Annotated in this window: 24 protein-coding genes and 1 other RNA gene; 10 read left to right on the top strand and 15 right to left on the bottom strand. The window is 61.6% G+C overall.

The genetic code is table 11. From position 1 onward, the window contains the following. Positions 1-69: 69 nt before the first annotated feature. From rpsO to rimP, 8 genes are all read right to left on the bottom strand, one after another. The gene (rpsO, locus tag IB244_RS09790) at positions 70-339 is read right to left on the bottom strand and encodes a 30S ribosomal protein S15 (RefSeq protein ID WP_025659731.1); all 270 of its coding nucleotides are present in this window, start codon (positions 337-339) and stop codon (positions 70-72) included. A 157-nt stretch (positions 340-496) separates the two neighbouring features. Then, complete coding sequence (locus IB244_RS09795; protein ID WP_169679533.1) at positions 497-1,348, bottom strand: alpha/beta fold hydrolase; 852 nt, start codon at positions 1,346-1,348, stop codon at positions 497-499. 124 nt (positions 1,349-1,472) lie between these two features. After that, entirely contained in the window at positions 1,473-2,405 is a 933-nt protein-coding gene (gene truB, locus IB244_RS09800; protein WP_018855384.1) for a tRNA pseudouridine(55) synthase TruB, read from the bottom strand. A 12-nt stretch (positions 2,406-2,417) separates the two neighbouring features. Further along, the gene (gene rbfA / locus IB244_RS09805; protein ID WP_169679535.1) at positions 2,418-2,828 is read right to left on the bottom strand and encodes a 30S ribosome-binding factor RbfA; all 411 of its coding nucleotides are present in this window, start codon (positions 2,826-2,828) and stop codon (positions 2,418-2,420) included. Between the two features lie 75 nt (positions 2,829-2,903). Next, on the bottom strand, positions 2,904-5,627 hold the full coding sequence (infB, locus tag IB244_RS09810; protein ID WP_169679537.1) for a translation initiation factor IF-2: 2,724 nt from the start codon (positions 5,625-5,627) through the stop codon (positions 2,904-2,906). Between the two features lie 101 nt (positions 5,628-5,728). Then, complete coding sequence (locus tag IB244_RS09815) at positions 5,729-6,418, bottom strand: RNA-binding protein (RefSeq protein ID WP_018855387.1); 690 nt, start codon at positions 6,416-6,418, stop codon at positions 5,729-5,731. Further along, complete coding sequence (nusA, locus tag IB244_RS09820; protein ID WP_007798988.1) at positions 6,418-8,022, bottom strand: transcription termination factor NusA; 1,605 nt, start codon at positions 8,020-8,022, stop codon at positions 6,418-6,420. Before nusA ends, IB244_RS09815 begins: the two co-directional genes overlap by 1 nt. 60 nt (positions 8,023-8,082) lie before the next feature. Next, positions 8,083-8,688, bottom strand: coding sequence for a ribosome maturation factor RimP (gene rimP, locus IB244_RS09825; RefSeq protein ID WP_018855388.1), 606 nt, complete (start codon positions 8,686-8,688; stop codon positions 8,083-8,085). A gap of 228 nt (positions 8,689-8,916) precedes the next feature. On the opposite strand from rimP, the gene IB244_RS09830 reads away from it, so the two are divergent. After that, positions 8,917-10,548, top strand: coding sequence for an MFS transporter (locus IB244_RS09830; RefSeq protein WP_018855389.1), 1,632 nt, complete (start codon positions 8,917-8,919; stop codon positions 10,546-10,548). An 8-nt stretch (positions 10,549-10,556) separates the two neighbouring features. Further along, a complete protein-coding gene (locus IB244_RS09835) occupies positions 10,557-11,012 on the top strand; it encodes a GNAT family N-acetyltransferase (RefSeq protein ID WP_169679539.1) in 456 nt (151 codons plus the stop codon). A 7-nt stretch (positions 11,013-11,019) separates the two neighbouring features. Here the strand turns inward: IB244_RS09835 and IB244_RS09840 are convergent, their stop codons facing one another. Both IB244_RS09840 and recR read right to left on the bottom strand, forming a co-directional pair. After that, entirely contained in the window at positions 11,020-12,273 is a 1,254-nt protein-coding gene (locus IB244_RS09840; RefSeq protein WP_169679541.1) for a lytic murein transglycosylase, read from the bottom strand. 8 nt (positions 12,274-12,281) lie between these two features. Next, complete coding sequence (gene recR, locus IB244_RS09845) at positions 12,282-12,887, bottom strand: recombination mediator RecR (RefSeq protein WP_112642260.1); 606 nt, start codon at positions 12,885-12,887, stop codon at positions 12,282-12,284. Between the two features lie 56 nt (positions 12,888-12,943). Between recR and IB244_RS09850 the strand changes: the two genes are divergently transcribed. Next, a complete protein-coding gene (locus tag IB244_RS09850) occupies positions 12,944-13,567 on the top strand; it encodes an MOSC domain-containing protein (protein WP_113471381.1) in 624 nt (207 codons plus the stop codon). Here IB244_RS09850 and IB244_RS09855 read toward each other — a convergent pair. Then, positions 13,564-14,100 carry an RBBP9/YdeN family alpha/beta hydrolase gene (locus IB244_RS09855; RefSeq protein WP_192304077.1) on the bottom strand — a complete coding sequence of 179 codons (537 nt, stop codon included), beginning with the start codon at positions 14,098-14,100 and terminating at the stop codon, positions 13,564-13,566. The genes IB244_RS09850 and IB244_RS09855 overlap by 4 nt on opposite strands. 109 nt (positions 14,101-14,209) lie before the next feature. On the opposite strand from IB244_RS09855, the gene IB244_RS09860 reads away from it, so the two are divergent. Further along, positions 14,210-14,692: an Lrp/AsnC family transcriptional regulator gene (locus tag IB244_RS09860; RefSeq protein ID WP_169679543.1), complete on the top strand. Its 483-nt coding sequence runs from the start codon at positions 14,210-14,212 to the stop codon at positions 14,690-14,692. Positions 14,693-14,775: 83 nt separating this feature from the next. Continuing rightward, positions 14,776-15,303: a DUF992 domain-containing protein gene (locus tag IB244_RS09865; RefSeq protein WP_169679546.1), complete on the top strand. Its 528-nt coding sequence runs from the start codon at positions 14,776-14,778 to the stop codon at positions 15,301-15,303. Position 15,304: 1 nt separating this feature from the next. Here the strand turns inward: IB244_RS09865 and IB244_RS09870 are convergent, their stop codons facing one another. The 4 genes from IB244_RS09870 to ffs all read right to left on the bottom strand — a co-directional run bounded on the left by IB244_RS09870 (position 15,305) and on the right by ffs (position 18,346). Then, entirely contained in the window at positions 15,305-15,916 is a 612-nt protein-coding gene (locus IB244_RS09870; RefSeq protein ID WP_018855397.1) for a LysE family translocator, read from the bottom strand. Between the two features lie 72 nt (positions 15,917-15,988). After that, positions 15,989-16,312: a YbaB/EbfC family nucleoid-associated protein gene (locus IB244_RS09875; protein ID WP_018855398.1), complete on the bottom strand. Its 324-nt coding sequence runs from the start codon at positions 16,310-16,312 to the stop codon at positions 15,989-15,991. A gap of 22 nt (positions 16,313-16,334) precedes the next feature. Beyond that, entirely contained in the window at positions 16,335-18,203 is a 1,869-nt protein-coding gene (locus IB244_RS09880; protein ID WP_192304079.1) for a DNA polymerase III subunit gamma/tau, read from the bottom strand. A gap of 46 nt (positions 18,204-18,249) precedes the next feature. Further along, positions 18,250-18,346: signal recognition particle sRNA small type (gene ffs, locus IB244_RS09885), an RNA gene on the bottom strand. An 88-nt stretch (positions 18,347-18,434) separates the two neighbouring features. Between ffs and IB244_RS09890 the strand changes: the two genes are divergently transcribed. The 5 genes from IB244_RS09890 (at position 18,435) to IB244_RS09910 (ending at position 21,281) form a co-directional block, all read left to right on the top strand. Then, complete coding sequence (locus tag IB244_RS09890; RefSeq protein ID WP_026371535.1) at positions 18,435-18,845, top strand: HIT domain-containing protein; 411 nt, start codon at positions 18,435-18,437, stop codon at positions 18,843-18,845. Next, positions 18,842-19,810, top strand: a complete 969-nt coding sequence (gene nudC, locus IB244_RS09895) for an NAD(+) diphosphatase (protein WP_018855401.1) — start codon at positions 18,842-18,844, stop codon at positions 19,808-19,810. Before IB244_RS09890 ends, nudC begins: the two co-directional genes overlap by 4 nt. Before the next feature lie 18 nt (positions 19,811-19,828). Beyond that, positions 19,829-20,512, top strand: a complete 684-nt coding sequence (locus tag IB244_RS09900) for a helix-turn-helix transcriptional regulator (RefSeq protein WP_018855402.1) — start codon at positions 19,829-19,831, stop codon at positions 20,510-20,512. Between the two features lie 69 nt (positions 20,513-20,581). Beyond that, positions 20,582-20,809 (top strand): hypothetical protein, encoded by a 228-nt coding sequence (locus IB244_RS09905; protein ID WP_018855403.1) that lies wholly within the window; start codon positions 20,582-20,584, stop codon positions 20,807-20,809. Positions 20,810-20,912: 103 nt separating this feature from the next. Beyond that, positions 20,913-21,281: a VOC family protein gene (locus tag IB244_RS09910; RefSeq protein WP_018855404.1), complete on the top strand. Its 369-nt coding sequence runs from the start codon at positions 20,913-20,915 to the stop codon at positions 21,279-21,281. Positions 21,282-21,551 lie beyond the last annotated feature (270 nt).

A 21,551-nucleotide genomic window follows, 5' to 3' on the forward strand; every position in this document is an offset into this window, starting at 1 on the left:
GGGATAGGGAAGTCTCTCCCCGAAAAAATCCGGCGGGCGTCCCAAGGGGAACGCCCGCCGAAAAAAGCCTTAGCGGCGGATACCCAGGCTGGTGATCAGCTTGGTGTAACGGCCTTCGTTCTTCTTCTTGAGGTAGTCAAGAAGCGAGCGGCGGCTGGAAACCATCGTCAGCAGACCACGTCGGGAATGGTTATCCTTCTTGTGGTCCTTGAAGTGGCCGGTCAGGTTGTTGATACGCTCGGTCAGGATGGCAACTTGAACTTCCGGAGAACCGGTGTCGCCTTCGAACGTTGCGTATTCCTTGATCAGAGCCGTCTTGCGCTCAGCAGTAATCGACATCGGATGTTCCTTTCTATGAGAGGAGATTAGGTCGCCAAAAGCCGGGATGTCGTCCAGCTTCGGCCGCGAATGCATCCGGGCAGAGCCCGATTGCTGGCGCTGCGTATAAACCAAATGCGCTGCAATTGAAAGAGGCATGCCGCAGATGGCCGATTCGTCACTTTCCAGCTATGGCATCGCGGATCATGGCATTGTAGCCCTCTGGATCCTGCAGCATGGCGAAGTGGCTTGCGTCCTTGAGGATCACCAGCTTCGAACCTGGAATTTGTTTGGCCATCATCTCGGTATGGTCGAGCTTGATTGCCTCGTCGTGGTCGCCGATCGTCAAGGTGACGGGTACCTTGATCTTGCCGAGGTCGTCGGCTGTCCAGGCAGGCTGGCTTCCCCACATCGCGGAGATCTGGGTGACGAAAGCATCATACTCGTTCGGCGTCGGCGACAGCTTCTTGTAGGTCTCGCCGGCCGCATCGATGTAACCGCTGAAGGTCTTGTTGGTCATGACGTCGGCTTTGACGCCGTCCGTCGTCACATTCGCCGCCTGCGCGATCACGCGCGTCAGCTTCTCCGGGTTCTTCATCGCCATGTCGATGCCGATGATGCCGCCATCAGACCAGCCGACCAGGGTCACCTTGTTTAGCTTCAGATAATCGAGCAGAGCGACATAGTCGGAAGTCATCAGATCATACCCGAACGGCTGCTCGCTGCGCGTCGAGCGGCCATGCCCGCGGCTGTCGGCGACGATCACCAAATGATCCTTGGCAAACTCGGCCACTTGATAGCCCCAGACATCGGCGCTGCCGAGTCCGCCGTGGATGAACAGCATCGGCTCACCCTCGCCGTATTCGGCGTAGTACATCTTGATGTCGTTGACGGGGGCCATGCCGCTCGTCTTTGCGGTCGGCATTGGCGGGAAGGCTGGCAACGTTGCCCAGCGCTCCGAGGAATAAGCGTTGGCGGCTATCAAAACCGCCGAGAAGAACATCAGGATGCCGGCTGCAAGTCTGCGCATAACTGTCTCCCTGATCTGAAGGACCCGACGGCCCAGATCAGGGAAACATATCCCAATGCCGAACATTGACAATTGCTATCTGTGGTTTGGCCGACCCACCGCAAAACCGGAGGTTTAACGACCCTCAGCCAAAGACCCGCTTTGGGCGGAACTCGCCCTGACCGATCTCGCCGATCGCGATCAGCTTGCCGCGGGACGTGGCATAGGCTTCGCTTTCGGCAACCGGCGCATCGCGACCCCGCACGAGGATCGGATTGCCCATCTTCAAACGATGCGCCTGGTCGTCATTGACAACGAGGTGCGGCAGTGAGGAGAGCGCTTCGCTGGTGTCGATCAGCAGGGCATCCAGCGCTGCAAGCCGTTCGTCCGCGTCTTCGACTGCCTCGATCGCGACGAGATCGGCAAGCGGTATCATGGTCTCTTCGGCAAAGGGCGCGACAAAGCTGCGACGCAGGCCGGAGATATGGCCATAGCAGCCGAGCTCGCGGCCGAAATCGCGCGCCAGCGCACGCACATAGGTACCCTTGCCGCATTCGACTTCGAAATGCGCCGTATTGGCATCCTGGCAGGACAGCAGCGTCAGGCGGAAGATCTCGACTTCGCGAGAGGGGATTTCCACTGCCTCACCGTCGCGCGCCAGATCGTAGGCGCGCTCGCCTGATATCTTGATGGCGGAAAACTGCGGCGGAACCTGGCTGATCACACCTGTGTACTTCGGCAGGAGGTCGCGGATCTGCTGTTCGCTCGGGCGCTTGTCGGAGCTCTGCGTTACATCGCCCTCAAGATCGTCGGTTGCGCGCTCCTCGCCCCAGGTCACGGTGAATTCGTAGATCTTGCGACCGTCCATCACGTAGGGAACGGTCTTTGTCGCATCGCCAAGGGCGATTGGCAGCATGCCCGAGGCCAGCGGGTCAAGCGTGCCGGCGTGACCGCATTTCTGCGCCTTGAACAGCCATTTGATCTTGGAAACGGCTTCGGTGGAGCCGAAATCGACCGGCTTATCAAGGATCAGCCAACCCGAGATCGGGCGGCCCTTCGGTTTACGTGGTTTGGACATCAGTCTCTTCTACTAATCTTCTTCGGTATCGCCGTGATCGAGATCGCGGCTCACCTCAGGCGAGCGCAGCAACTCGTCGATCTTCTTGTAATTGTCGAAGCTCGTATCGTCGCGGAAGCGGACCTCCGGCATGTATTTCATCTGCCGAAGCTGGGACCCGAGGCGGCCGCGAATGTATTTTGCATTGCGGTTCAGCGCGCCAATCACCGCATCATGATCCGTCACACCAAGTGGCGTCACATAGGCCGTCGCGATCTTCAGATCGGGCGACATGCGGACTTCGGAGATGGAAATGACGGTCTTCTCGATCACGTCATCGCGCACTTCGCCGCGCTGCAGAACCTGCGTGATCGCGGCGCGAACCTGCTCGCCGACGCGCAGCATGCGCTGCGAAGGTGCGGAGGTTGTTGGTCTTGTTGCCATTTTTCTTTGCCTCAAAAGGTTCGGGCGCCGGCCTCAGTTGATCCGGCGCCCGTCCAAATTTCCAATATCACACGATCAGAGCGTACGGGTGATGTGCTCGACGCGGAAGCACTCGATCGTGTCGCCGGCGCGGATGTCTTCGTAATTCTCGAAAGCCATACCGCATTCCTGGCCGGAATGCACTTCCGAGACTTCATCCTTGAAGCGCTTGAGCGTCTTGAGCTTGCCTTCGTGGATGACGACGTGGTCGCGGACGAGGCGAACGCCGACACCACGTTCGACCTTGCCTTCGGTAACGCGGCAACCCGCGACCTTGCCGACCTTCGTGATGTTGAACACCTCGAGGATCTCGGCATTGCCGAGGAAGGTTTCGCGACGCTCTGGCGACAGCAGGCCCGACATCGCTGCCTTCACGTCATCCACCAGATCGTAGATGATGTTGTAGTAGCGGATTTCGATGCCCTGGCGCTCTGCCAGCGTACGAGCCTGTGCGTTCGCACGGACGTTGAAGCCGATGATCGCGGCGCCAGACGCCTCGGCAAGCGAGATATCCGATTCCGTCACACCGCCGACAGCCGAGTGAACGATGCGGGCACGAACTTCGTCCGTACCGAGCTTTTCGAGTGCGCCGGCGATCGCTTCAATCGAACCCTGCACGTCGCCCTTGATGACCAGCGGGAACTCCTTGACGCCTGCAGACTGCAGCTGCGTCATCATCTGTTCCAGCGAGCCGCGCTGGCCCGAATGGCGGGCGGCAGCCTTGTCGCGAGCGAGGCGCTGACGATATTCCGAGATCTCGCGGGCGCGGCTTTCGTTTTCGACGACGGCGAACTTGTCACCTGCCTGCGGCGTGCCGGAAAGGCCGAGCACCTCGACCGGCATGGCCGGCGGGGCTTCCTTGACATGATCGCCCTTGTCGGTGACGAGAGCGCGGACACGACCCCAGACATCGCCGGCAACGATGATCTGGCCGGGCTTAAGCGTACCGTTCTGAACCAGAACGGTGGCAACCGAACCACGGCCGCGGTCGAGCTGGGCTTCGATGACCGTGCCTTCCGCGGTGCGGTTCGGGTTGGCCTTGAGGTCCAGGATTTCGGCCTGCAGCAGGATGGCTTCCAGCAGCTTGTCGAGGTTCAGGCCCGTCTTGGCGGAAACTTCGACGTCAAGAACTTCACCGCCCATCGATTCCACGAAGACTTCGTGCTGCAGGAGTTGCGTGCGCACCTTCTGCGGATCGGCGGTCGGCTTGTCGACCTTGTTGATCGCCACGATGATCGGAACACCAGCGGCCTTAGCGTGGTTGATCGATTCAATCGTCTGCGGCATGACGCTGTCGTCAGCGGCAACGACCAGGATCGCAATGTCGGTCGCCTGCGCACCACGGGCACGCATCGCCGTGAAGGCGGCGTGGCCGGGGGTGTCGATGAAGGTGATCTTCTGACCGTTCTGCTCGACCTGATAGGCGCCGATATGCTGCGTGATGCCGCCAGCTTCGCCGGCAACCACGTTGGCATGGCGGATGGCGTCGAGCAACGAGGTCTTGCCGTGGTCAACGTGGCCCATGATGGTCACAACAGGCGGACGCGAAACGCGATCGCCCTCTTCGTCGGCAACGTTGAAGATACCGAGTTCGACGTCGGATTCCGAAACGCGCTTGACGGTGTGGCCGAATTCGCCGGCGATGAGTTCAGCGAGGTCGGCGTCGATGACGTCGCCCGGCTTCATCATCTGGCCTTCCTTCATCAGGTACTTGATAACGTCGACCGCACGTTCGGACATGCGCTGCGACAGTTCCTGGATGGTGATGGTCTCCGGCAGGATGACTTCGCGAACAACCTTTTCGCGGGTTTCCTGCATCTGGCTGCGGCGGAACTTTTCCTGGCGGCGGCGCATGGCGGCCATGGAACGGCCACGTGCCGTGCCATCTTCGTCGACGCCGGCAGTACCGATCGTCAGCTTCCCGCGGCGACGTTCGTCGTCGGTCTTTGGACGTGTCGTCACCGGCTTTGCCGGTTCCGGGCGTACGACGCGACCACGAGCGGGTACGCCGCGCGGGGCGCCGCGGTCCTCATCTTCGCTGTCACGGCGACGAGCGCCCGGCGCTGCGGCCGCGGCCGGAGACGGCCTCGCGGGAGCCGCGGACGGCGCCGCATCGGGGCGGCGTGCGGGCGGAGTCTGGGCCTGAACACGCGGCGCTTCAGTGCGCGCCTCGACCGCAGCGGGTGCGGGAGTTGCAACGGCCGTGGCAGCTTCGGCAACGCGCTGAGCCTCTTCGGCAGCGCGACGCTTAGCCTCTTCCGCTTCCGCGGCCTGGCGCACAGCCTCTTCGGCGGCGCGGCGCTTTTCTTCCTCGGCGCGGCGAACCGCATCCTCGGCATCGCGAACTTGTGCCATGGCAAGCGCGCGCCGGCGGGCATCCATTTCTTCCGGCGAGAGGTGGTTCAAGACTACCGGACGCGGACGATCCTGCTGGCGCGGCTGCGAAGACGGCTGCTGCGGACGTGACTGCTGGCCACCGGACGGATGAATGCGTGGGGCAGGGGCCTGCGGTGCGCGCGGCTGATGCGCGACCGGGACCGGCTCGGCGGCACGGGCGGGCGCCGCCGCAGTGCCCGGCGTAATCGGGCGCTCGTCTTCCGGACGCATCGGACGCCGCTTGCGGGTCTCGACAACGACCGCCTTGGTGCGGCCGCGGCCCATATCCTGGCGCACGGTGCCCTGGCTCATGCCCGACGGCTTCAGGGTCAGAGTCTTCTTGCCCGGTCCGTTCAGTGTCTTGTCGTCATTGCTATCGGTCATTCGTTCCCGTTCCTTCGGACAGGGAGCGATGACGTCATCAGGCCCTGTCAATCAAATATGTCGATCAATGATCTGGGGACCGGACAAGTCCGGTGACCGCATCATTGTTTTTGCCGGCCAGCGCCGCCCGCTGCCCGGGACTGACCGCCATTGCGGTACTGTTCGAGCATCTTTGCGCGCTTCACTACACCCTCACCCGCCTGCCCTGCAAGCACTGCAGCATGGATAAAAGCGTTCTGGCCCATCAGGCCTTCCATTTCGCTCTCCGAGAAGAGACGGTAGGAAGGTACTTCCTCCTCGGTCTCCATTCCGAGGTGCCAGGCCTTGCGGGCCTGGTCGATTTTTCTCACGCCATCTTCGGCGGCATTCGTTGCGTGGAACACGGCGATCGCGGCTCCACTCCTGACTGCGGCATCCACTTTCGCGGAGCCGGTAACGAACTGCCCCGCCTTGCGAGCCATGTTCATCATCTGCATCAGCTGCTGTACGAGCAGCGTATCGACGGTTTCGCCGAGCTCGGCTGCCGCCTTCACATCCGCTTTCAAGGCACGCGCAAAGAGCTTCTTCGCCACGGCCTTGTCGACCAGCGAGCGATCGATCTTGACCCAACATCCGCGTCCCGGAAGCTGGCGCTTCAGGTCGGCGACCACAGTCCCATCAGGAGCAGCAACGAAGCGGATCAGCTCATCCTGCGATCCGCTTTCGCGTGTCACGATGCACATGCGACCATTCACGTCATATCCTGCAAGATCGTCGTCCTCAGGAGAGACGCTCGGCTCACGCGCGGACATTATACTTCCTGCTCGGCCTCGGGAGCTTCTTCAGCTTCCGCGTCCTTTGCGAGGTCTTCCTCGGTGATCCAACCAGCCGCGAGGCGGGCCTGGACAACCATCTGCTCGGCCTCGACGCGCGAAACGTCGAACTTGGAGAACAGGCCTTCGAACTTCTTGGTCTCGCCGTTCTTGCGCTCGCTCCAGCCGACGAGATCGTCAGCGGCGCAGCCGGCGAAGTCCTCGATCGTCTTGATGCCGTCTTCGCCGAGCGCGACCATCATCTGAGCGGTCATGCCGTCGATTTGACGCAGTTCGTCGGAAACACCGAGCGCCTTGCGCTTCTCGTCCATTTCGGCTTCCAGGCGCTCCAGATATTCGCGGGCGCGCGTCTGGATTTCCTGTGCGGTGTCTTCGTCAAAACCGTCGATCGAGGCAATTTCGTCGAGATCGACGTAAGCCAGTTCTTCAACTGCCGCAAAGCCTTCCGACGCCAGAACCTGGCCGACCATTTCGTCAACGTCGAGCGAATCCATGAACAGGTTGGTGCGCTCGTTGAATTCCTTCTGACGGCGCTCGGATTCCTCGGCTTCCGTCATGATATCGATGTCCCAGCCAGTCAGCTGCGATGCCAGGCGGACGTTCTGGCCGCGGCGGCCGATGGCCAGCGACAGCTGCTCGTCCGGAACCACGACTTCAATGCGCTCTGCATCTTCGTCGAGAACGACCTTGGCGACTTCAGCCGGCTGCAGGGCGTTGACGACGAAGGTCGCCGGGTCCTGCGACCACGGAATGATGTCGATCTTTTCGCCTTGGAGTTCGCCGACGACGGCCTGAACACGCGAACCGCGCATACCGACGCAGGCGCCGACCGGATCGATCGAGCTGTCGTTCGAGATCACGGCGATCTTGGCGCGCGAACCCGGATCGCGGGCAACCGACTTCACCTGGATGATGCCGTCGTAGATTTCAGGCACTTCCATCGTGAAGAGCTTGACCATGAACTGCGGATGCGTGCGCGACAGGAAGATCTGCGGGCCGCGCTGTTCACGACGAACATCATATACGTATGCGCGGACGCGATCGCCATAGCGGACGTTCTCGCGCGGGATCATTTCGTCGCGGCGGATGATGCCTTCGCCGCGGCCGAGGTCGACGATGACGTTGCCATATTCGACGCGCTTGACGGTGCCGTTGACGATTTCGCCGACGCGATCCTTGAACTCGTCGAACTGGCGGTCGCGCTCGGCTTCACGAACCTTCTGAACGATAACCTGCTTGGCGGACTGAGCAGCGATACGGCCGAAATCCATCGGCGGCAGCGGATCGGCAATGAAATCGCCAAGGGCTGCATCCGGGTTGCGGTCGCGGGCCAGCTCAAGTGGAATCTGGGTCGAATAGTCTTCGGCCTTGTCGACAACTTCGAGCAGACGCTGAAGACGGATTTCACCGGTCTTCGGGTTGATGTCGGCGCGGATGTTGGACTCGGTGCCGTAGCGGGAGCGCGCTGCCTTCTGGATCGCGTCTGCCATTGCGGCAAGTACGATCTCGCGGTCGATGACCTTTTCGCGCGCCACTGCATCTGCGATCTGCAGAAGTTCGAGCCGGTTCGCACTGACTGCCATTGTCTTATCTCTCCGTCTTGGCGTCCCGGGTTCCCGTCCCTGGAGCCACAAGTTGATCGGTTATTCTTCGTCTTCCGCTTCGTTCTGGTTCGCGGCCTCTGCCTTCGCCAGCTTGTCGGCGCGCAGGGCATCACGGATCAGATCGTCGGTCAGAATGAGCTTTGCATCGGCGAGAGCCGTGAACGGAATAACGATATTCTGCTCTTCACCCTCGGAAACCTGGTCACGCTCGAGCGTGAAACCGTCTGCGTCGGTCGCAACGATCTTGCCACGGAAGCGCTTGCGGTTGCCGACCATGATCGACGTTTCGCACTTCAAAAGGTGTCCCTGCCAGCGCACGAAATCGGATTTCCGCACCATCGGGCGGTCGATACCCGGCGAAGACACTTCGAGATGATACTCTCTATCGATCGGATCTTCCACATCGAGAACCGGAGAAACGGCCATCGAGACCTCTTCGCAGCCTTCGACATCCATCGTTCCATCATTACGTTCGGCCATGATCTGCATGGTGGCGCCGTTCTGGTTGAGCATGCGTACACGGACCAGGCGATAACCCAGGTCGATGAGCACAGGCTCGACGATGTCGGCAAGGCGCTGGTCGAGACCGGTCTCGGTGATCAGCCGCGGCTCAAGTTCATTGTCTGCTTTCGTCGGATCCGACAAGCGATACGCTCCTCGCAATTTCATGCTTTTTGGATGATCGCGGTAATAAAAAAGAGCGGGTCCTTGCGGCCCACTCTTCATCAAAACGATCAAGATTTGAGAGCCATATAGGCCCGTTTTCAAAAAATTGCAAGGTCCGTCGCCAACCTTCGGCCTAACGGGCGCCCGAGGTAGCCAGCGGCGTCATTCAGCATATATTGGCTCCGAGGACCGTCATCGGGAGGGATCGTGCCTTACACTTCGTCGACACTGGCGCCGCTACGGCACGAAACCTACCGAAGGATCTGGTTTGCAAGCCTCGCTTCGAACTTCGGGGGACTGATCCAGGCGGTCGGCGCCGCCTGGATGATGACGACCATCACGGCATCGGACAATATGGTTGCGCTCGTGCAGACATCGACGGCACTGCCAATCATGCTCTTTTCGCTTGCATCGGGCGCCCTTGCAGACAGCTTTGATCGCCGTCGGGTGATGCTGATTGCGCAATACTTCATGTTTGCGGTTTCGGCCGTGCTCAGCATCTCCGCCTACTTCGGCTGGCTTTCGCCCTGGCTGCTCCTCTTTTTCACCTTCCTCATCGGCTGCGGCACGGCGTTGAACAACCCGTCCTGGCAAGCCTCGGTCGGCGACATGGTGCCGCGCGTGGATCTGCCGGGTGCGGTGACGTTGAACAGCGTCGGCTTCAATATCACCCGCAGTGTCGGACCCGCGATCGGCGGCGCCATCGTCGCCGCTGCCGGCGCGGCTGCAGCCTTTGCCGTCAATACAGTGAGCTACTTCGCGCTGATCTATGCGCTGCGGCGCTGGAAGCCGACCCCGCCGGCCTCGACCCTCCCGAGGGAGACGCTCGGCAGCGCCGTCTTTGCCGGCCTTCGTTACGTGTCGATGTCGCCCAACCTGCAAAAGGTGCTGCTGCGCGGGCTCGTCTTCGGGATCAGCGCCAGCTCGATCCTCGCACTGCTGCCGATCGTGGCGATCAACCTTGTTGTCGGCGGTCCGCTGACCTACGGCCTCATGCTCGGCTCTTTCGGCATCGGCGCCATCGGCGGGGCTATCCTGAACGACCGGCTGCGCGAACGCTTTTCGAGCGAGGCGATCGTGCGGATTTCCTTTACCGGCTTTGCGCTGAGCGCAGTGATCGCCGCTTCCAGTCCGATTGCCGCGCTGACCTGTGCCGGGCTGGTGATCGCAGGCGCATGTTGGGTGCTGGCGCTCTCGCTGTTCAATACGATCGTGCAGCTGTCGACGCCGCGTTGGGTCGTCGGCCGCGCCCTGTCGCTCTATCAGACGGTGACCTTCGGCGGCATTGCCGGCGGCAGCTGGCTCTGGGGCGCGGCAGCCGACCGCTATGGCGTTGCCAATGCCCTGCTCATCTCGGCCTTCGTCATGCTCTTCGGCATCGTCATCGGCCTGCGCTTTGCCATGCCGGCCTTTGCCTCGCTCAACCTGGACCCGCTGAACCGCTTCATCGAACCGGCGCTCGGCCTCGATATCACGCCGCGCAGCGGTCCAATCGTCGTCCAGATCGATTACGAAATCGCAGACGCGGACATTGCAGACTTTCTGGCCCTGATGGGCGAGCGGCGGCGCATCCGCATTCGCGACGGCGCGCGCAATTGGGCGCTGATGCGCGATCTCGAAAAACCGGGCCGGTGGACGGAGACCTACCACGCGCCGACCTGGGTCGAATACATCAGGCACAATCAGCGCCGCACGCAGGCCGATGCGGAAAATATCGAACAGTTGCGGGCGCTCCACCGGGGCGAAGAACTGCCGCAGGTGCATCGACTGATCGAGCGCCAGGCCATTCCGCCCAGCGATGACGTCTTCTACAAGGCACCGATCGACCTGCATCATTGAGGCAAGACATGCATTCCTTCCGCCCCGCGCGCCGTTCGGATCTGGCTGATATCATTGGCTTGCTCGCCGAGGACGACCTCGGCAGCGCGCGCGAAATCGTTTCGGATCCGCCGGATGCGAGATATGTCGCTGCGTTCGATGCCATCGAAGCCGACGCCAATCAGCTGCTGGCGGTCGCGGTGGATGGGCGCGATCGCGTCCTCGGCTGCTTGCAGCTGACTTTCATTCCCGGCCTGTCCCGAACAGGTGTTTGGCGTGGGCAGATCGAAAGCGTGCGCGTCGCCAAGAGCGCGCGTTGCACGGGCCTAGGCTCCGATTTCATTGAGTGGGCTGTTGCACGCTGCGCCGAGCGCGGTTGCGGTTTGGTACAGCTGACCTCGGACAAATCACGGCGCGACGCCATCCGTTTCTACGAGAAACTGGGATTTGTCTCGAGCCACGAGGGGTTGAAGCGCAACCTCTAGGATCTAGCTACTTCAACCTTCCGATCATCGATGCCTCGGGATAGCAGGTCGGCGTCAAGCCGTTCTTCTCCTGCCACTGGCCGATGGAACGGCGGGTCTTGTAGCCGGGGAGACCATCGGAGCCGCCGACGTCGTATCCCTTTTTCTCCAGCGCCTTCTGCATCGTCGCGACGTCGGAGCGCAGCATTTTGCCGACATCGCCCCACGGCCCCTGGAAAGCCCCGGCCCCATAGGCGATGCGATCGGCCAGGTTGCCGATAAAAAGCGCATAGAGGTCGGAGTTGTTGTATTCCTTCAGCACGTAGAAGTTCGGCGTGACGACAAACTCCGGACCGTCGCGCCCAGCAGGGACGAGCATCATGCCGGACGCCTTGCCCTCGCCGGAAGGGAAAGCCTTGCCTGATATGCGCGTGATACCGAGTGAGGCCCAGTGCGACACGGGCTTGGCGAGGTCCGGCCCCTCTTGCGCGCAGGATACGCCATCGGGGATGCTCACTTCGTATCCCCAGCCACGACCGCGCTGCCAGCTCTTCTGGGCAAGGAAGTTCGCAATAGAAGCAAGCGTATCGGGAACCGATGTCCAGATGTTGGGGTGGCCGTCGCCATCGAAATCGACCGCATATTTCAGATAGCTGGTCGGCATGAACTGCGGCTGGCCGAGCGCGCCGGCAGATGACCCCTTGAATTCGGCCGGCGTCGCGTCACCGCGATCGATGATATGCAGAGCGGCGAGCAATTCGGTGCGGAACATGTCCTTGCGCGTCGACATAAAGGCCTTGGTCGCCAGCACCTCGATGGCGGAATTCGGGATCTTGGCAGCCCCGAAGCCGGTTTCGCGCCCCCAGACGGCAAGGACGATCGAGCCGGGAACCCCGTAGGCTTTTTCAATCTTCTTCAGCGTCGAGGCATATTGCGCGGCAAAGCCGCGGCCGGTGCTCCCCAGCCGCTTCAGCCGATCCTCGTTGAAGTACGGCGCGGGCGAGGAGAATTCGGCCTGCGTCTGCTTCTGTTCCTTGGCAGGTGGGAAGCCGGGAGGGGCGAGATCGGTCAAGGTCCAGTTCAGCTCGACGCCCGCAAAGGCTGCTTGAAACGCCTTCTCGGAAATGCCATTGCGCTGCGCCTCCGGCCAGAGATCGGCCCTGACCCACTTTTCGAACTGCGCTTCAACATCGGCCTTGGAAGCGGAAAAAGCTGGCGGGCCTGACAGTGCCAGCAGCGCCGCCGTCGCGATCAAGAGGCGCCCGAAAATGCGCTTGCTCATGCTTCCCCCTAGATTGCCGTGCGGGCTCTGAGCGCCGCCTGCAGCGTTCCTTCATCGAGATAGTCGAGTTCGCCACCGACCGGGACGCCATGGGCAAGGCGCGTGATCTTGACGTCCAGTCCGGTCAGCTGGTCGGTTATATAGTGTGCTGTTGTCTGCCCCTCGACGGTGGCGTTGACCGCGATGATCAGTTCGCGGATGCCGCCGGCCGTGACGCGCTCGATCAGGCCGCGAATGTTGAGATCATCCGGGCCGACGCCATCCAAGGGAGACAAGGTGCCACCGAGGACATGATAGGCGGCGTTCAGCGCGCCGGCGCGCTCCAACGCCCATAGGTCGGAGACATCTTCGACGACGATGATGACGGACTGGTCGCGCCGGTCGTCCGTGCAGACCGTGCAGGGATCTACCGTATCGACATTGCCGCAGAGAGAGCAGATCTTGACCTTGTCGTAGGCCTCGCCCATCGCGTTCGACAGCGGGCCGAGCAGTTGGTCTTTCTTCTTGATGAGATGCAAGGCAGCGCGGCGCGCGGACCGCGGACCGAGGCCGGGGACCTTTGCCAGAAGCTGGATCAGTTTTTCGATTTCGGGGCCGGTGACTCGCTTTGCCATGAGCGGTTATTAGCCCATATGCTGCAAAAACGGAAACATGTTGGGAGCGCCGCTTGATGAAAATCCTCGCCGTCTGCATCGGCAGTGCCGAGCGGCTGCCCGGCAAGAGCTACAAGACGGGCATCTACAAGCATCCCATCACCGGCAGCGTGCTCGTCGATGCGGAGGGCGTGGTCGGTGATGCGATCTGCAACCGGAAGCATCATGGCGGCGTCGACCAGGCCGTCTATCTCGAGGGGTCGCTGACGCTCGACTGGTGGTCGAAAGAGCTTGGGCGGCCGATCGTGCCAGGCACATTCGGAGAAAACCTGGTGATCGACGGTCTCGACAACCGCTCCGTTTCGGTCGGCGATCGATTCATAGCCGGCGATCTTGTTCTGGAGGTTACCAGTGCGCGCATTCCCTGTGCGACCTTTGCCGCCCGGATGGGCGACCCGCGGTTCGCCAAGCGCTACGCGCGAGCTGCCCGGCCGGGCATCTATTGCCGGGTGCTTCACGGTGGAGCAATCACCGCCAGATCAACGGTCGACTATCAGCCTTATGACGGCGAAAAGGTTACGATGCCGGAGATGATCGCCACCTTTGGCAAGACCCTCGCCGCCCAAGATCGCAACCGCTATCTGGCGGCTCCGATCCACTACAAACTTCGGAATATTCTGGAAGTGCAGGCCGGCGCCTAGCGCAAGCGCACCTCAAGGGCCGCCAAAGCCGCCCGTCCCTCCGGCCAATCGCCAAGCCCACTGGCTCCGTTGATGTGACCGCGGGCACCAATATTTGTGAATTGGCTACCCCACTCATCAGCCCTGGCACGTGCGTAGTCGAGCGAACCGTACGGGTCGTCGCTGCTGGCTACGACAAGCGAGGGGAACGGAAGCGCCCCGAGAGGTGTTTCGGCAAAGCCGGCTGCTTCCGGCGGGTAGGCTGCGGCGCGCGGGTCCGGCGGCGCGACGAGCAAGGCGCCGCTGGCGCGATGCCTGGCCCGCCGTGCCCAATGCGCCACCAGCAGGCAAGAGAGACTATGGGCAACGAGAAGCGGTTCGGCCTCCGCCTGCCCGACTGCCCTGTCCAGCGCCTCAATCCAGTCCTCAAGGTCCGGCTGATCCCAACTCGAGGGTGAAAAGCGCCGAATGCGACGGTCGGTCGTCTCCCATCGGGACTGCCAATGGGTTTCGCCAGACCCGCCAATGCCGGGCACCGTGATGATTTCTCTCATCGCTTCCTTCCTGTTGCTCGACGGACAAGTTGCGCGAGAGGGGCCGCAAATGACATAAGAAATCATCGGCAAAGTCATCGCTCAGCCGATAGATTAAAGGCGGACATTCATGGCCGATTTCATGAGCCGACAACTCGACCCAACTGACATGATGATTATCGAGATCATGCAGGCTGATGGGCGCATTTCCGTTTCCGAGCTGGGGCGCAAGGTCGGCCTGTCGCAGCCGGCAGCCTCCGAGCGGCTGAAACGCCTGGAGGAACGGGGGATCATCAAAGGCTACGGCGCCCGTATCAATACCGCGGCGCTCGGGCTGGGCATGATGGCCGTGATCCGGCTACGCACCACCCACGAACATATCCGCACCTGCCTCAAGCAATTTGCCGACATGCCGCAGATCATCGAAGTTCTCAGGCTGACAGGAGAGGATTGCTTCGTCTTGAAAGTCCTCGTCCCCTCGCCCTCCGAGCTTGAAGTCATCGTCGATAGCATCGCGCGCTATGGTGCAGTCACCACCTCGCTCGTCTTGCGTGGGGAGCCGACCAAACCCGTCGGTCGCGAACTGATGAAATTGGCGCGAAACCACCTCTGAGGTGATTTCAACGGCTGCCACTTGCTGACGAGAAGGAGCCTCCTAGTTTTTCATCCACGGGGTGCAAATCGAAGGAGGCTCGCATGTCCATCGCAAGACTTATCGCGGCGGCAGTCATCGCCGCAACGGCCACTACCTTCCTATCAGCAACGCCGGCTTCAGCCCGCGTCAAGGTCGGCTCGTTGGGCTGTGATATTTCTCCCGGATTCGGCGTCATCATCGGCTCGAAACGGACGCTAAACTGCATATTCACGCCGTCCTCGCCCGATCGACCAAGCGAACGCTACACCGGCACGATCACCAAGTTTGGTGTCGATATCGGCGCTCTCGCTGGCGGCGGATTGATCTGGCTCGTCTACGCGCCGACAAACCGGCTCGACGGCGCCCTGCAGGGCAGCTACTCCGGCGTCGCAGCCAATGCGACGGTCGGCCTCGGCGTCGGGGCGAATGTCCTGATCGGCGGTTTCGAGGGCTCGATTGCTCTGCAACCTGTCTCGGCTGAGGGCACGTCCGGTCTCAACATCGCGGCAGGCGTTGCCAATATGATCCTGACCTGGGTGCCGCCGGCACCACCGCCACCAGCTCCCAGGCGGCATGTGTCACAGCGATAGCCTAGCGCATCGCGATCGCCAAAGCGGCGCCGGCCATCGTTCCGGCGCTGGCGCGGTTGGCCGCGCGAATAGCACGACGGCTCCTCAGGAAGCGCCGGGCTTTGGCAGCAAGCAGCGTCCAACTGAAGTCGATGAAGATCAGCACGAAGAGCATGGTGGCCACGAGTTCTGCCCAACCGACGATCGTTACCCCGCGAACGTCGATGATCGAGGGCAGCAGCGCCATGTAGAACATCATGATCTTCGGGTTGCCGAGCGTCACCGTCATGCCGGCGAGGAAAAGCCTTGTGGGTGATTGCGCCTCGGGCAACGCTTCGCCATCACTATCGGGCGACGCGAACCACATTTTCCAGGCAAGATAGAGCAGGTAGCAGACGCCGAGCCACTTGATGGCAACGAAGGCATAGTGGAAGGTTTCGGCGATCGCCGCCAAGCCGGCGACGGCGCAGGTCAGCCAAATTGCTTCGCCGAGCCACATAGCTGACAGGAAAGGCAGAACGTCACGGGCGCCCTTGGAAATCACCCGGGCGACGAGTGCGGCAACACTCGGACCGGGAGAGCCGGCGGCCACGAACAATGCGCAGGCAAAGACAAACAGACTGGTCAACGTCATCGGCAATCCTCCTGTTGCGTGACGGAAGCGATGCCAGCGCAGCTGACACCGCTCTCTTGGTCTACCGGCTGGTCAGAACGGCATCTTGAAGCCAGGAGGAATCGGCAGGCCGGCGGTCAGCGCCTTGGTCTTTTCGGCAGCGGCGGCTTCCGCCTTGTCCTTGGCATCCTTATGCGCGGCAACGATCAGGTCTTCGAGGATTTCGACATCGTCTTCCTTGAAGAGGGACGGGTCGATCTTCAGGCTCTGCATCTCGCCCTTGCCATTGAGGATCACGGTGACGAGACCGCCACCCGACTTGCCTTCCGCCTGGAGTTCGGCGATCTCCGCCTGCATCTTCTCCATCTTGGCCTGCATTTCCTTGACTTTGCCCATCATGCCCATGATGTCGCGCATCGTCTCGCTCCTTCTCGATACTCTAGAAAATTATGTCGTCGCCGGGCAAGATGTCGCCCTCTTCGGATTCGGCAGCGGCAGGCGCCTTGACTTCCTCTTCCTCTTCCGGCTCGGGCGCCCTTACGCGGACGTCGATGATCTTGGCGCCCGGAAACTGGGCGAGGATCGCCGCCACATCCGGATCTTGGCGCGCGTCGCTGACCTGCTGCGCCTTGGCGTTGGCTTCGGCCTCGACGATCGTCGGCTGAGCTTCCTCGCGGCTGAGGCTGACGATCCAATGGATGCCTGTCCAGTCCTTGAGCTTGACAGCCAGTTCGTTCAGCAGCGTACCGGGGGCGCCTTCAGTCAGATTGACGTCGAGGCGGCCGGGCTCGATGCGAACCGGGCGTACGAAGTTGCGCACCAGCGCCTTGACCTTCACATCGCGCTTTTCACCGGCCAGATTGGCGATATCGGTGATCGAGTTTACCGAAACCAGTGGTTTCGGCGCCTCGGCCGGCTTCGTCTCGACGCGGCCGACCGGCACGTTCTGCGGGTCGGGATTAGGGACGGCGCGCAGCATCGCGGTCGGGCCGGCGGGCTGCGGGCGCGGGATCGACTCGGTCGATCGTGCCGCCAGATTGCCTTGATAGTTCACCGTTGCGCCGCCACCGCCGTTGCCCGATGGGACGGATGGACGGCCGCCACCGTTCGCCTCGGAAAACTCCGCGAGGCGACGGGCGGCGTCTTCCGGCGCCGGCAGATGGGCGGCATGTGTCAGTCGGATCAGCACCATCTCAGCGGCGCCGGCCGGGCGCGAGGAGCCTTCGGCTTCCGGAATGCCCTTCAGTAACATCTGCCAGATGCGCGACAGCGTCGTTACCGCCACGCTCTGCGCGAATTCGGCGGCCTTGGTACGTTCGATTTCGCTGAGCGAAGGATCGTTCGCGGCATCCGGCACGTATTTCAACCGCGTGACCAGATGCGTGAAATCAGCGAGATCGGTCAGCACGGCAACGGGATTGGCACCGGCTTCATACTGGCTTTCGAATTCGCCGAGCGCTGCTGCGACATCACCTTTTACGATATGATGAAAGAGATCGACGATGCGGGCGCGGTCGGCAAGGCCGAGCATCCCGCGCACCGTTTCCGCCAGCACCGCGCCGCCGCCATGGGCGATCGCCTGGTCGAGCAGCGAGAGACCGTCGCGCGCCGAACCTTCGGCGGCACGGGCAATCATCGCCAGCGCATCCGGCTCCGCCTCGATGCCTTCCTTCGATGCGATCGTGGTAAAGAGCCCAACGAGATCGGAGGCACTGATGCGGCGCAAGTCGAAACGCTGGCAGCGCGACAGGACGGTGATCGGGACCTTGCGGATTTCGGTGGTAGCGAAGATGAACTTCACATGCTCCGGCGGCTCTTCGAGCGTCTTCAGCAGGCCGTTGAAGGCCTGTGTCGAGAGCATGTGCACTTCGTCGATGATGTAGACCTTGTAGCGCGCCGAAACCGGGCGATAGCGCACCTGCTCGATGATCTCGCGGATATCGTCGATACCCGTGTGGGATGCAGCGTCCATCTCGATGACGTCGACATGCCGGCCTTCCATGATCGCCTGGCAATGCTCACCCGGGATCCGCAGATCGATCGTCGGCTTGTCGATGTCAGCGGTCTTGTAATTCAGCGCGCGAGCGAGGATGCGGGCGGTCGTCGTCTTGCCGACCCCGCGCACGCCGGTCAGCATGTAGGCTTGGGCAATACGGCCGGTCTCGAAGGCGTTGGTCAGGGTCTGAACCATCGGCTCCTGGCCGACCATCAGATCCGTGAAATCCTTGGGGCGGTATTTGCGTGCCAGCACCCGGTATCCGGTGCCCGTCGAGGCGGCATCTTGTGACTGTCGCTCGGTGTCGCTCATCGCCCTGCTTATCACCCGGACTGCCCGAGCAAGAATGGAGAGAAAGGTGGGAGGCTGGCACGATGACCCGTGCCGGGCTCGTTAGGGCTGCTTCCTTCCGGACCTGACCCGGTTGGCGAGTGGCTCGTCCACCACCAACCTCCCGGATGCACATATCGGCAATATCGCCATCAAAAGCAAGCCAAGCTCAAAAAAAACTGCTAGCCTCAGGAAAACATGGAGGAATGCCTGTTGGACGAATTCAAACTCGACCGTCGGCTGGAGAGCGATAGCGACCGAGTTATTCAGACCGGGCTCTGCGATCTCAGGCTGTCGAAGGACGCCCGCTGGCCGTGGCTGATTCTCGTGCCACGCAGAACGGATATCAGCGAAGTCTTCGAACTGACGCCCCTCGATCAGGTGTTGCTGACATTCGAGACGGAGATGGTCGCCTCCGCCCTGAAGAAGATCACCGGCGCCACAAAAATCAATATTGGGGCCCTTGGCAACATCGTCCGTCAGCTTCATGTTCATGTCATTGCCCGCTTCGAAGGCGATGCCAATTGGCCAAATCCCGTCTGGGGTTTTGGCAAGGCTGAACCTTACGCGGCGGATAAGAGAGATGACCTTATAGAGAAGTTGCGGGAAGCCCTTTCATCATGAGCCGTTCGCTTTTCGATTCGGATGTTCCGCATCCGGAACCCAGTAGCCTGACTGCCTTCGCAGCCAATGACCTGATCCGTGATTCCGAACATCGCGACGAGACATCCGTCGACAAGGCGCTTGCCAAGGAAGGAACGCATATCTTCGCCTTTGCCGGCGACAAGCTGGTCTTGAAGCATGACGGGCAGGTGCTTGATCCGCTGTTTGCACGCTACGAGCTGAAGGACCTGCGGCCCAACTGGGATGAGACCGTCCTGCTCGGCTATCGAAAAACCGGGGAGCCGCGCCTTGCCGTGCCGGTGGGTGTTCCGGAAGAAGAGTTGGCCAGCCATTACAAGCCTTCGGATGGCCGTTCGCTATTTCGCGAGATGCTGATCGACGAGGTTCTACTCGGGGAGTTTGCGCAGGGAGCGAGCCTCATCCGCTGGAACCGCGACAACAAGTTCTGCGGCCGCTGCGGCTCGACCATGGAGATCCATATCGGCGGCTACAAGCGCGTCTGCACAGCCTGCGGACATGAAATCTTCCCGCGCACCGACCCCGTCGTCATCATGCTCACGATCGACGAGGAGCGCGATCTCTGCCTTCTTGGCCGCAGCCCGCATTTCGCTCCGGGCATGTATTCCTGTCTTGCCGGTTTCGTAGAACCGGGTGAGACGATCGAGAACGCTGTGCGCCGTGAGACGCTGGAAGAATCCGGAATTCATACCGGACGGATCCGCTATCACGCTTCGCAACCCTGGCCGATGCCCCATACGCTGATGCTTGGCTGCTTCGCCGAAGCCAAGTCCAAGGACGTCAAGTACGATACCCAGGAGCTGGAGGACTGCCGCTGGTTCACGCGTGAAGAAACGCTTGAGATGCTTGAACGCCCCGGCGTGACCGGCAAGGCACCACCGCCCAAGGGGGCGATCGCCCATCGGCTGATGCGCGATTGGATAGAGTGGAAAAGCAATAAGGCCTGACAGAACGAGGCCCCTGACATGGCACGCTCCGAACGCCTTCTGACGTTGCTGCAAACCCTGCGGCGCTATCGCCGGCCGGTCAGCGGCGCTGTGCTTGCCACCGAAACTGGCGTCAGCATCCGCACGCTTTATCGCGATATTTCGAGCTTGCAGGCACAGGGCGCCTTGATCGAAGGAGAGCCAGGTCTCGGCTACGTGTTGAAGCCGGGTTTCATGCTGCCACCGATGATGTTTTCGCAGGACGAGATCGAGGCGCTCGTCCTCGGTTCGCGATGGGTTGCGCGTGCCGCCGATCCACGCCTTGCCGCCGCCGGCGCCGATGCCCTCGCCAAGATCGCCGACGTGCTGCCGCAGGAGATGCGAGACGAGATCGAGACCTCGACGCTGCTCGTCCATCTCCGACCGCCCGTTGCCGACAAGGCTGATCTCAGTGCCATTCGCAAGGCGATTCGCGCCGAACGAATCCTCAAGTTGACCTACTCGGATGAGGGCGGAACCGTCTCCGTCCGCAATATCTGGCCTTTCGCGCTGAGCTATTTCGAGCAGGTGCGGGTTGTCGTTGCCTGGTGTGAATTGCGTCAGGATTACCGCCACTTCCGCACCGACCGGATCGTCGAAATGATCCCTCAGGACGGCCGTTATCCGCGCCGGCGCGCGGTCCTGCTCAAGGAATGGCGAGACCAGCAAGATATTGCATCCTGACCGCGACACTACTGCCATAAACTGACAGTGGTCAGCGCTATTATCGGTACCAATCCAATAGGAGGACCGATGATGATGAGCCTGAACCTGAGCCGATCTACGCGCGGCAACCATGCTGTCGACGAGACCTCTTCCGATGCAGGATATCCGCAATCCACGCTGCTGCGCATGATGCTGAACGCGTCGCGCCAGATGGCGCATCGCAGGTGTTCGCGCCTCGATCCGGACACCATGCCCGAGTGGAAGAAACGCGATCTCGGCTTCGTCGATTGGGGCAGCCCCTGCCACGAAGGCTAGCCGCACACGACACAACTCCCAAGACGCATGACCGACCGCCGCCGCTGCCAACGAGGCGGCGGCGTTTCTTCGCCTGCCACCCTGTCACAACGAGGACGACCCGATGAACAGCCCGAACCTCATCATTCTCTACGTCAAGGACCCGGCCACAAGTGCCGGTTTCTACCGGTCCTTGCTCGGCCGAGAGCCTGTCGCCGAAGCCCCGAACTTTGTCGCCTTCGCGCTTGATGGCGGCTTCACGCTCGGCCTCTGGCGGCTGAGCAAGGTTACCCCGCAGCCATCCGCTACGGGCAGCCGCGCCGAGATCGCCTTCATGGTTCCCGGCGAGAACGGCGTGTCGACGCTTTACGAGGATTGGCGCAAGCGCCAGTTGCCGATCGCGCAGGACCTTACGGACATGGATTTCGGCCCGACCTTCGTCGTGCTCGACCCGGACGGCCATCGCCTGCGGGTGTGTGAGCCGGACAAGTAAATCACAAAGAAAAGGGCGCCCGAAGGCGCCCTCAGACTGCTGACGAACCCGTCGATATTTTCGGCGGGTTTGTTTTTTGGACGTTGGTTGTTTTAGTTGGGTTCTGAGGCGGGGCGAAGTTGGCGGCCTCTGGCCCTCATGCCATGGCTGGTCTGGGTGGCTTGGTGAGCGCCATGGCGATCTTCTTGATGTTTTGGGCGGCTGCAGCCAGCAGGCACTGGCATGCGACGCGGGTGAGACTTCGAAAGCGGGCATAGCGATGCCCGTGAA

This window comes from Rhizobium sp. RHZ02 (genome assembly GCF_014851575.1).
In the GTDB taxonomy this organism is placed as follows: Bacteria; Pseudomonadota; Alphaproteobacteria; order Rhizobiales; family Rhizobiaceae; genus Rhizobium; species Rhizobium altiplani.

Excerpts from the sequence above, each read along its gene's own strand:
- IB244_RS09855 (WP_192304077.1), bottom strand. The coding sequence starts at position 14,100 with ATGAGAGAAATCATCACGGTGCCCGGCATTGGCGGGTCTGGCGAAACC.
- IB244_RS09880 (WP_192304079.1), bottom strand. The coding sequence starts at position 18,203 with ATGAGCGACACCGAGCGACAGTCACAAGATGCCGCCTCGACGGGCACC.
- IB244_RS09860 (WP_169679543.1), top strand. The coding sequence starts at position 14,210 with ATGGCCGATTTCATGAGCCGACAACTCGACCCAACTGACATGATGATT.
- IB244_RS09815 (WP_018855387.1), bottom strand. The coding sequence starts at position 6,418 with ATGTCCGCGCGTGAGCCGAGCGTCTCTCCTGAGGACGACGATCTTGCA.
- nusA (WP_007798988.1), bottom strand. The coding sequence starts at position 8,022 with ATGGCAGTCAGTGCGAACCGGCTCGAACTTCTGCAGATCGCAGATGCA.
- IB244_RS09910 (WP_018855404.1), top strand. The coding sequence starts at position 20,913 with ATGAACAGCCCGAACCTCATCATTCTCTACGTCAAGGACCCGGCCACA.
- IB244_RS09875 (WP_018855398.1), bottom strand. The coding sequence starts at position 16,312 with ATGCGCGACATCATGGGCATGATGGGCAAAGTCAAGGAAATGCAGGCC.
- IB244_RS09865 (WP_169679546.1), top strand. The coding sequence starts at position 14,776 with ATGTCCATCGCAAGACTTATCGCGGCGGCAGTCATCGCCGCAACGGCC.
- IB244_RS09870 (WP_018855397.1), bottom strand. The coding sequence starts at position 15,916 with ATGACGTTGACCAGTCTGTTTGTCTTTGCCTGCGCATTGTTCGTGGCC.
- IB244_RS09840 (WP_169679541.1), bottom strand. The coding sequence starts at position 12,273 with ATGAGCAAGCGCATTTTCGGGCGCCTCTTGATCGCGACGGCGGCGCTG.
- IB244_RS09850 (WP_113471381.1), top strand. The coding sequence starts at position 12,944 with ATGAAAATCCTCGCCGTCTGCATCGGCAGTGCCGAGCGGCTGCCCGGC.
- truB (WP_018855384.1), bottom strand. The coding sequence starts at position 2,405 with ATGTCCAAACCACGTAAACCGAAGGGCCGCCCGATCTCGGGTTGGCTG.
- rbfA (WP_169679535.1), bottom strand. The coding sequence starts at position 2,828 with ATGGCAACAAGACCAACAACCTCCGCACCTTCGCAGCGCATGCTGCGC.
- recR (WP_112642260.1), bottom strand. The coding sequence starts at position 12,887 with ATGGCAAAGCGAGTCACCGGCCCCGAAATCGAAAAACTGATCCAGCTT.
- rpsO (WP_025659731.1), bottom strand. The coding sequence starts at position 339 with ATGTCGATTACTGCTGAGCGCAAGACGGCTCTGATCAAGGAATACGCA.
- infB (WP_169679537.1), bottom strand. The coding sequence starts at position 5,627 with ATGACCGATAGCAATGACGACAAGACACTGAACGGACCGGGCAAGAAG.
- IB244_RS09905 (WP_018855403.1), top strand. The coding sequence starts at position 20,582 with ATGATGATGAGCCTGAACCTGAGCCGATCTACGCGCGGCAACCATGCT.
- IB244_RS09835 (WP_169679539.1), top strand. The coding sequence starts at position 10,557 with ATGCATTCCTTCCGCCCCGCGCGCCGTTCGGATCTGGCTGATATCATT.
- IB244_RS09900 (WP_018855402.1), top strand. The coding sequence starts at position 19,829 with ATGGCACGCTCCGAACGCCTTCTGACGTTGCTGCAAACCCTGCGGCGC.
- IB244_RS09795 (WP_169679533.1), bottom strand. The coding sequence starts at position 1,348 with ATGCGCAGACTTGCAGCCGGCATCCTGATGTTCTTCTCGGCGGTTTTG.
- nudC (WP_018855401.1), top strand. The coding sequence starts at position 18,842 with ATGAGCCGTTCGCTTTTCGATTCGGATGTTCCGCATCCGGAACCCAGT.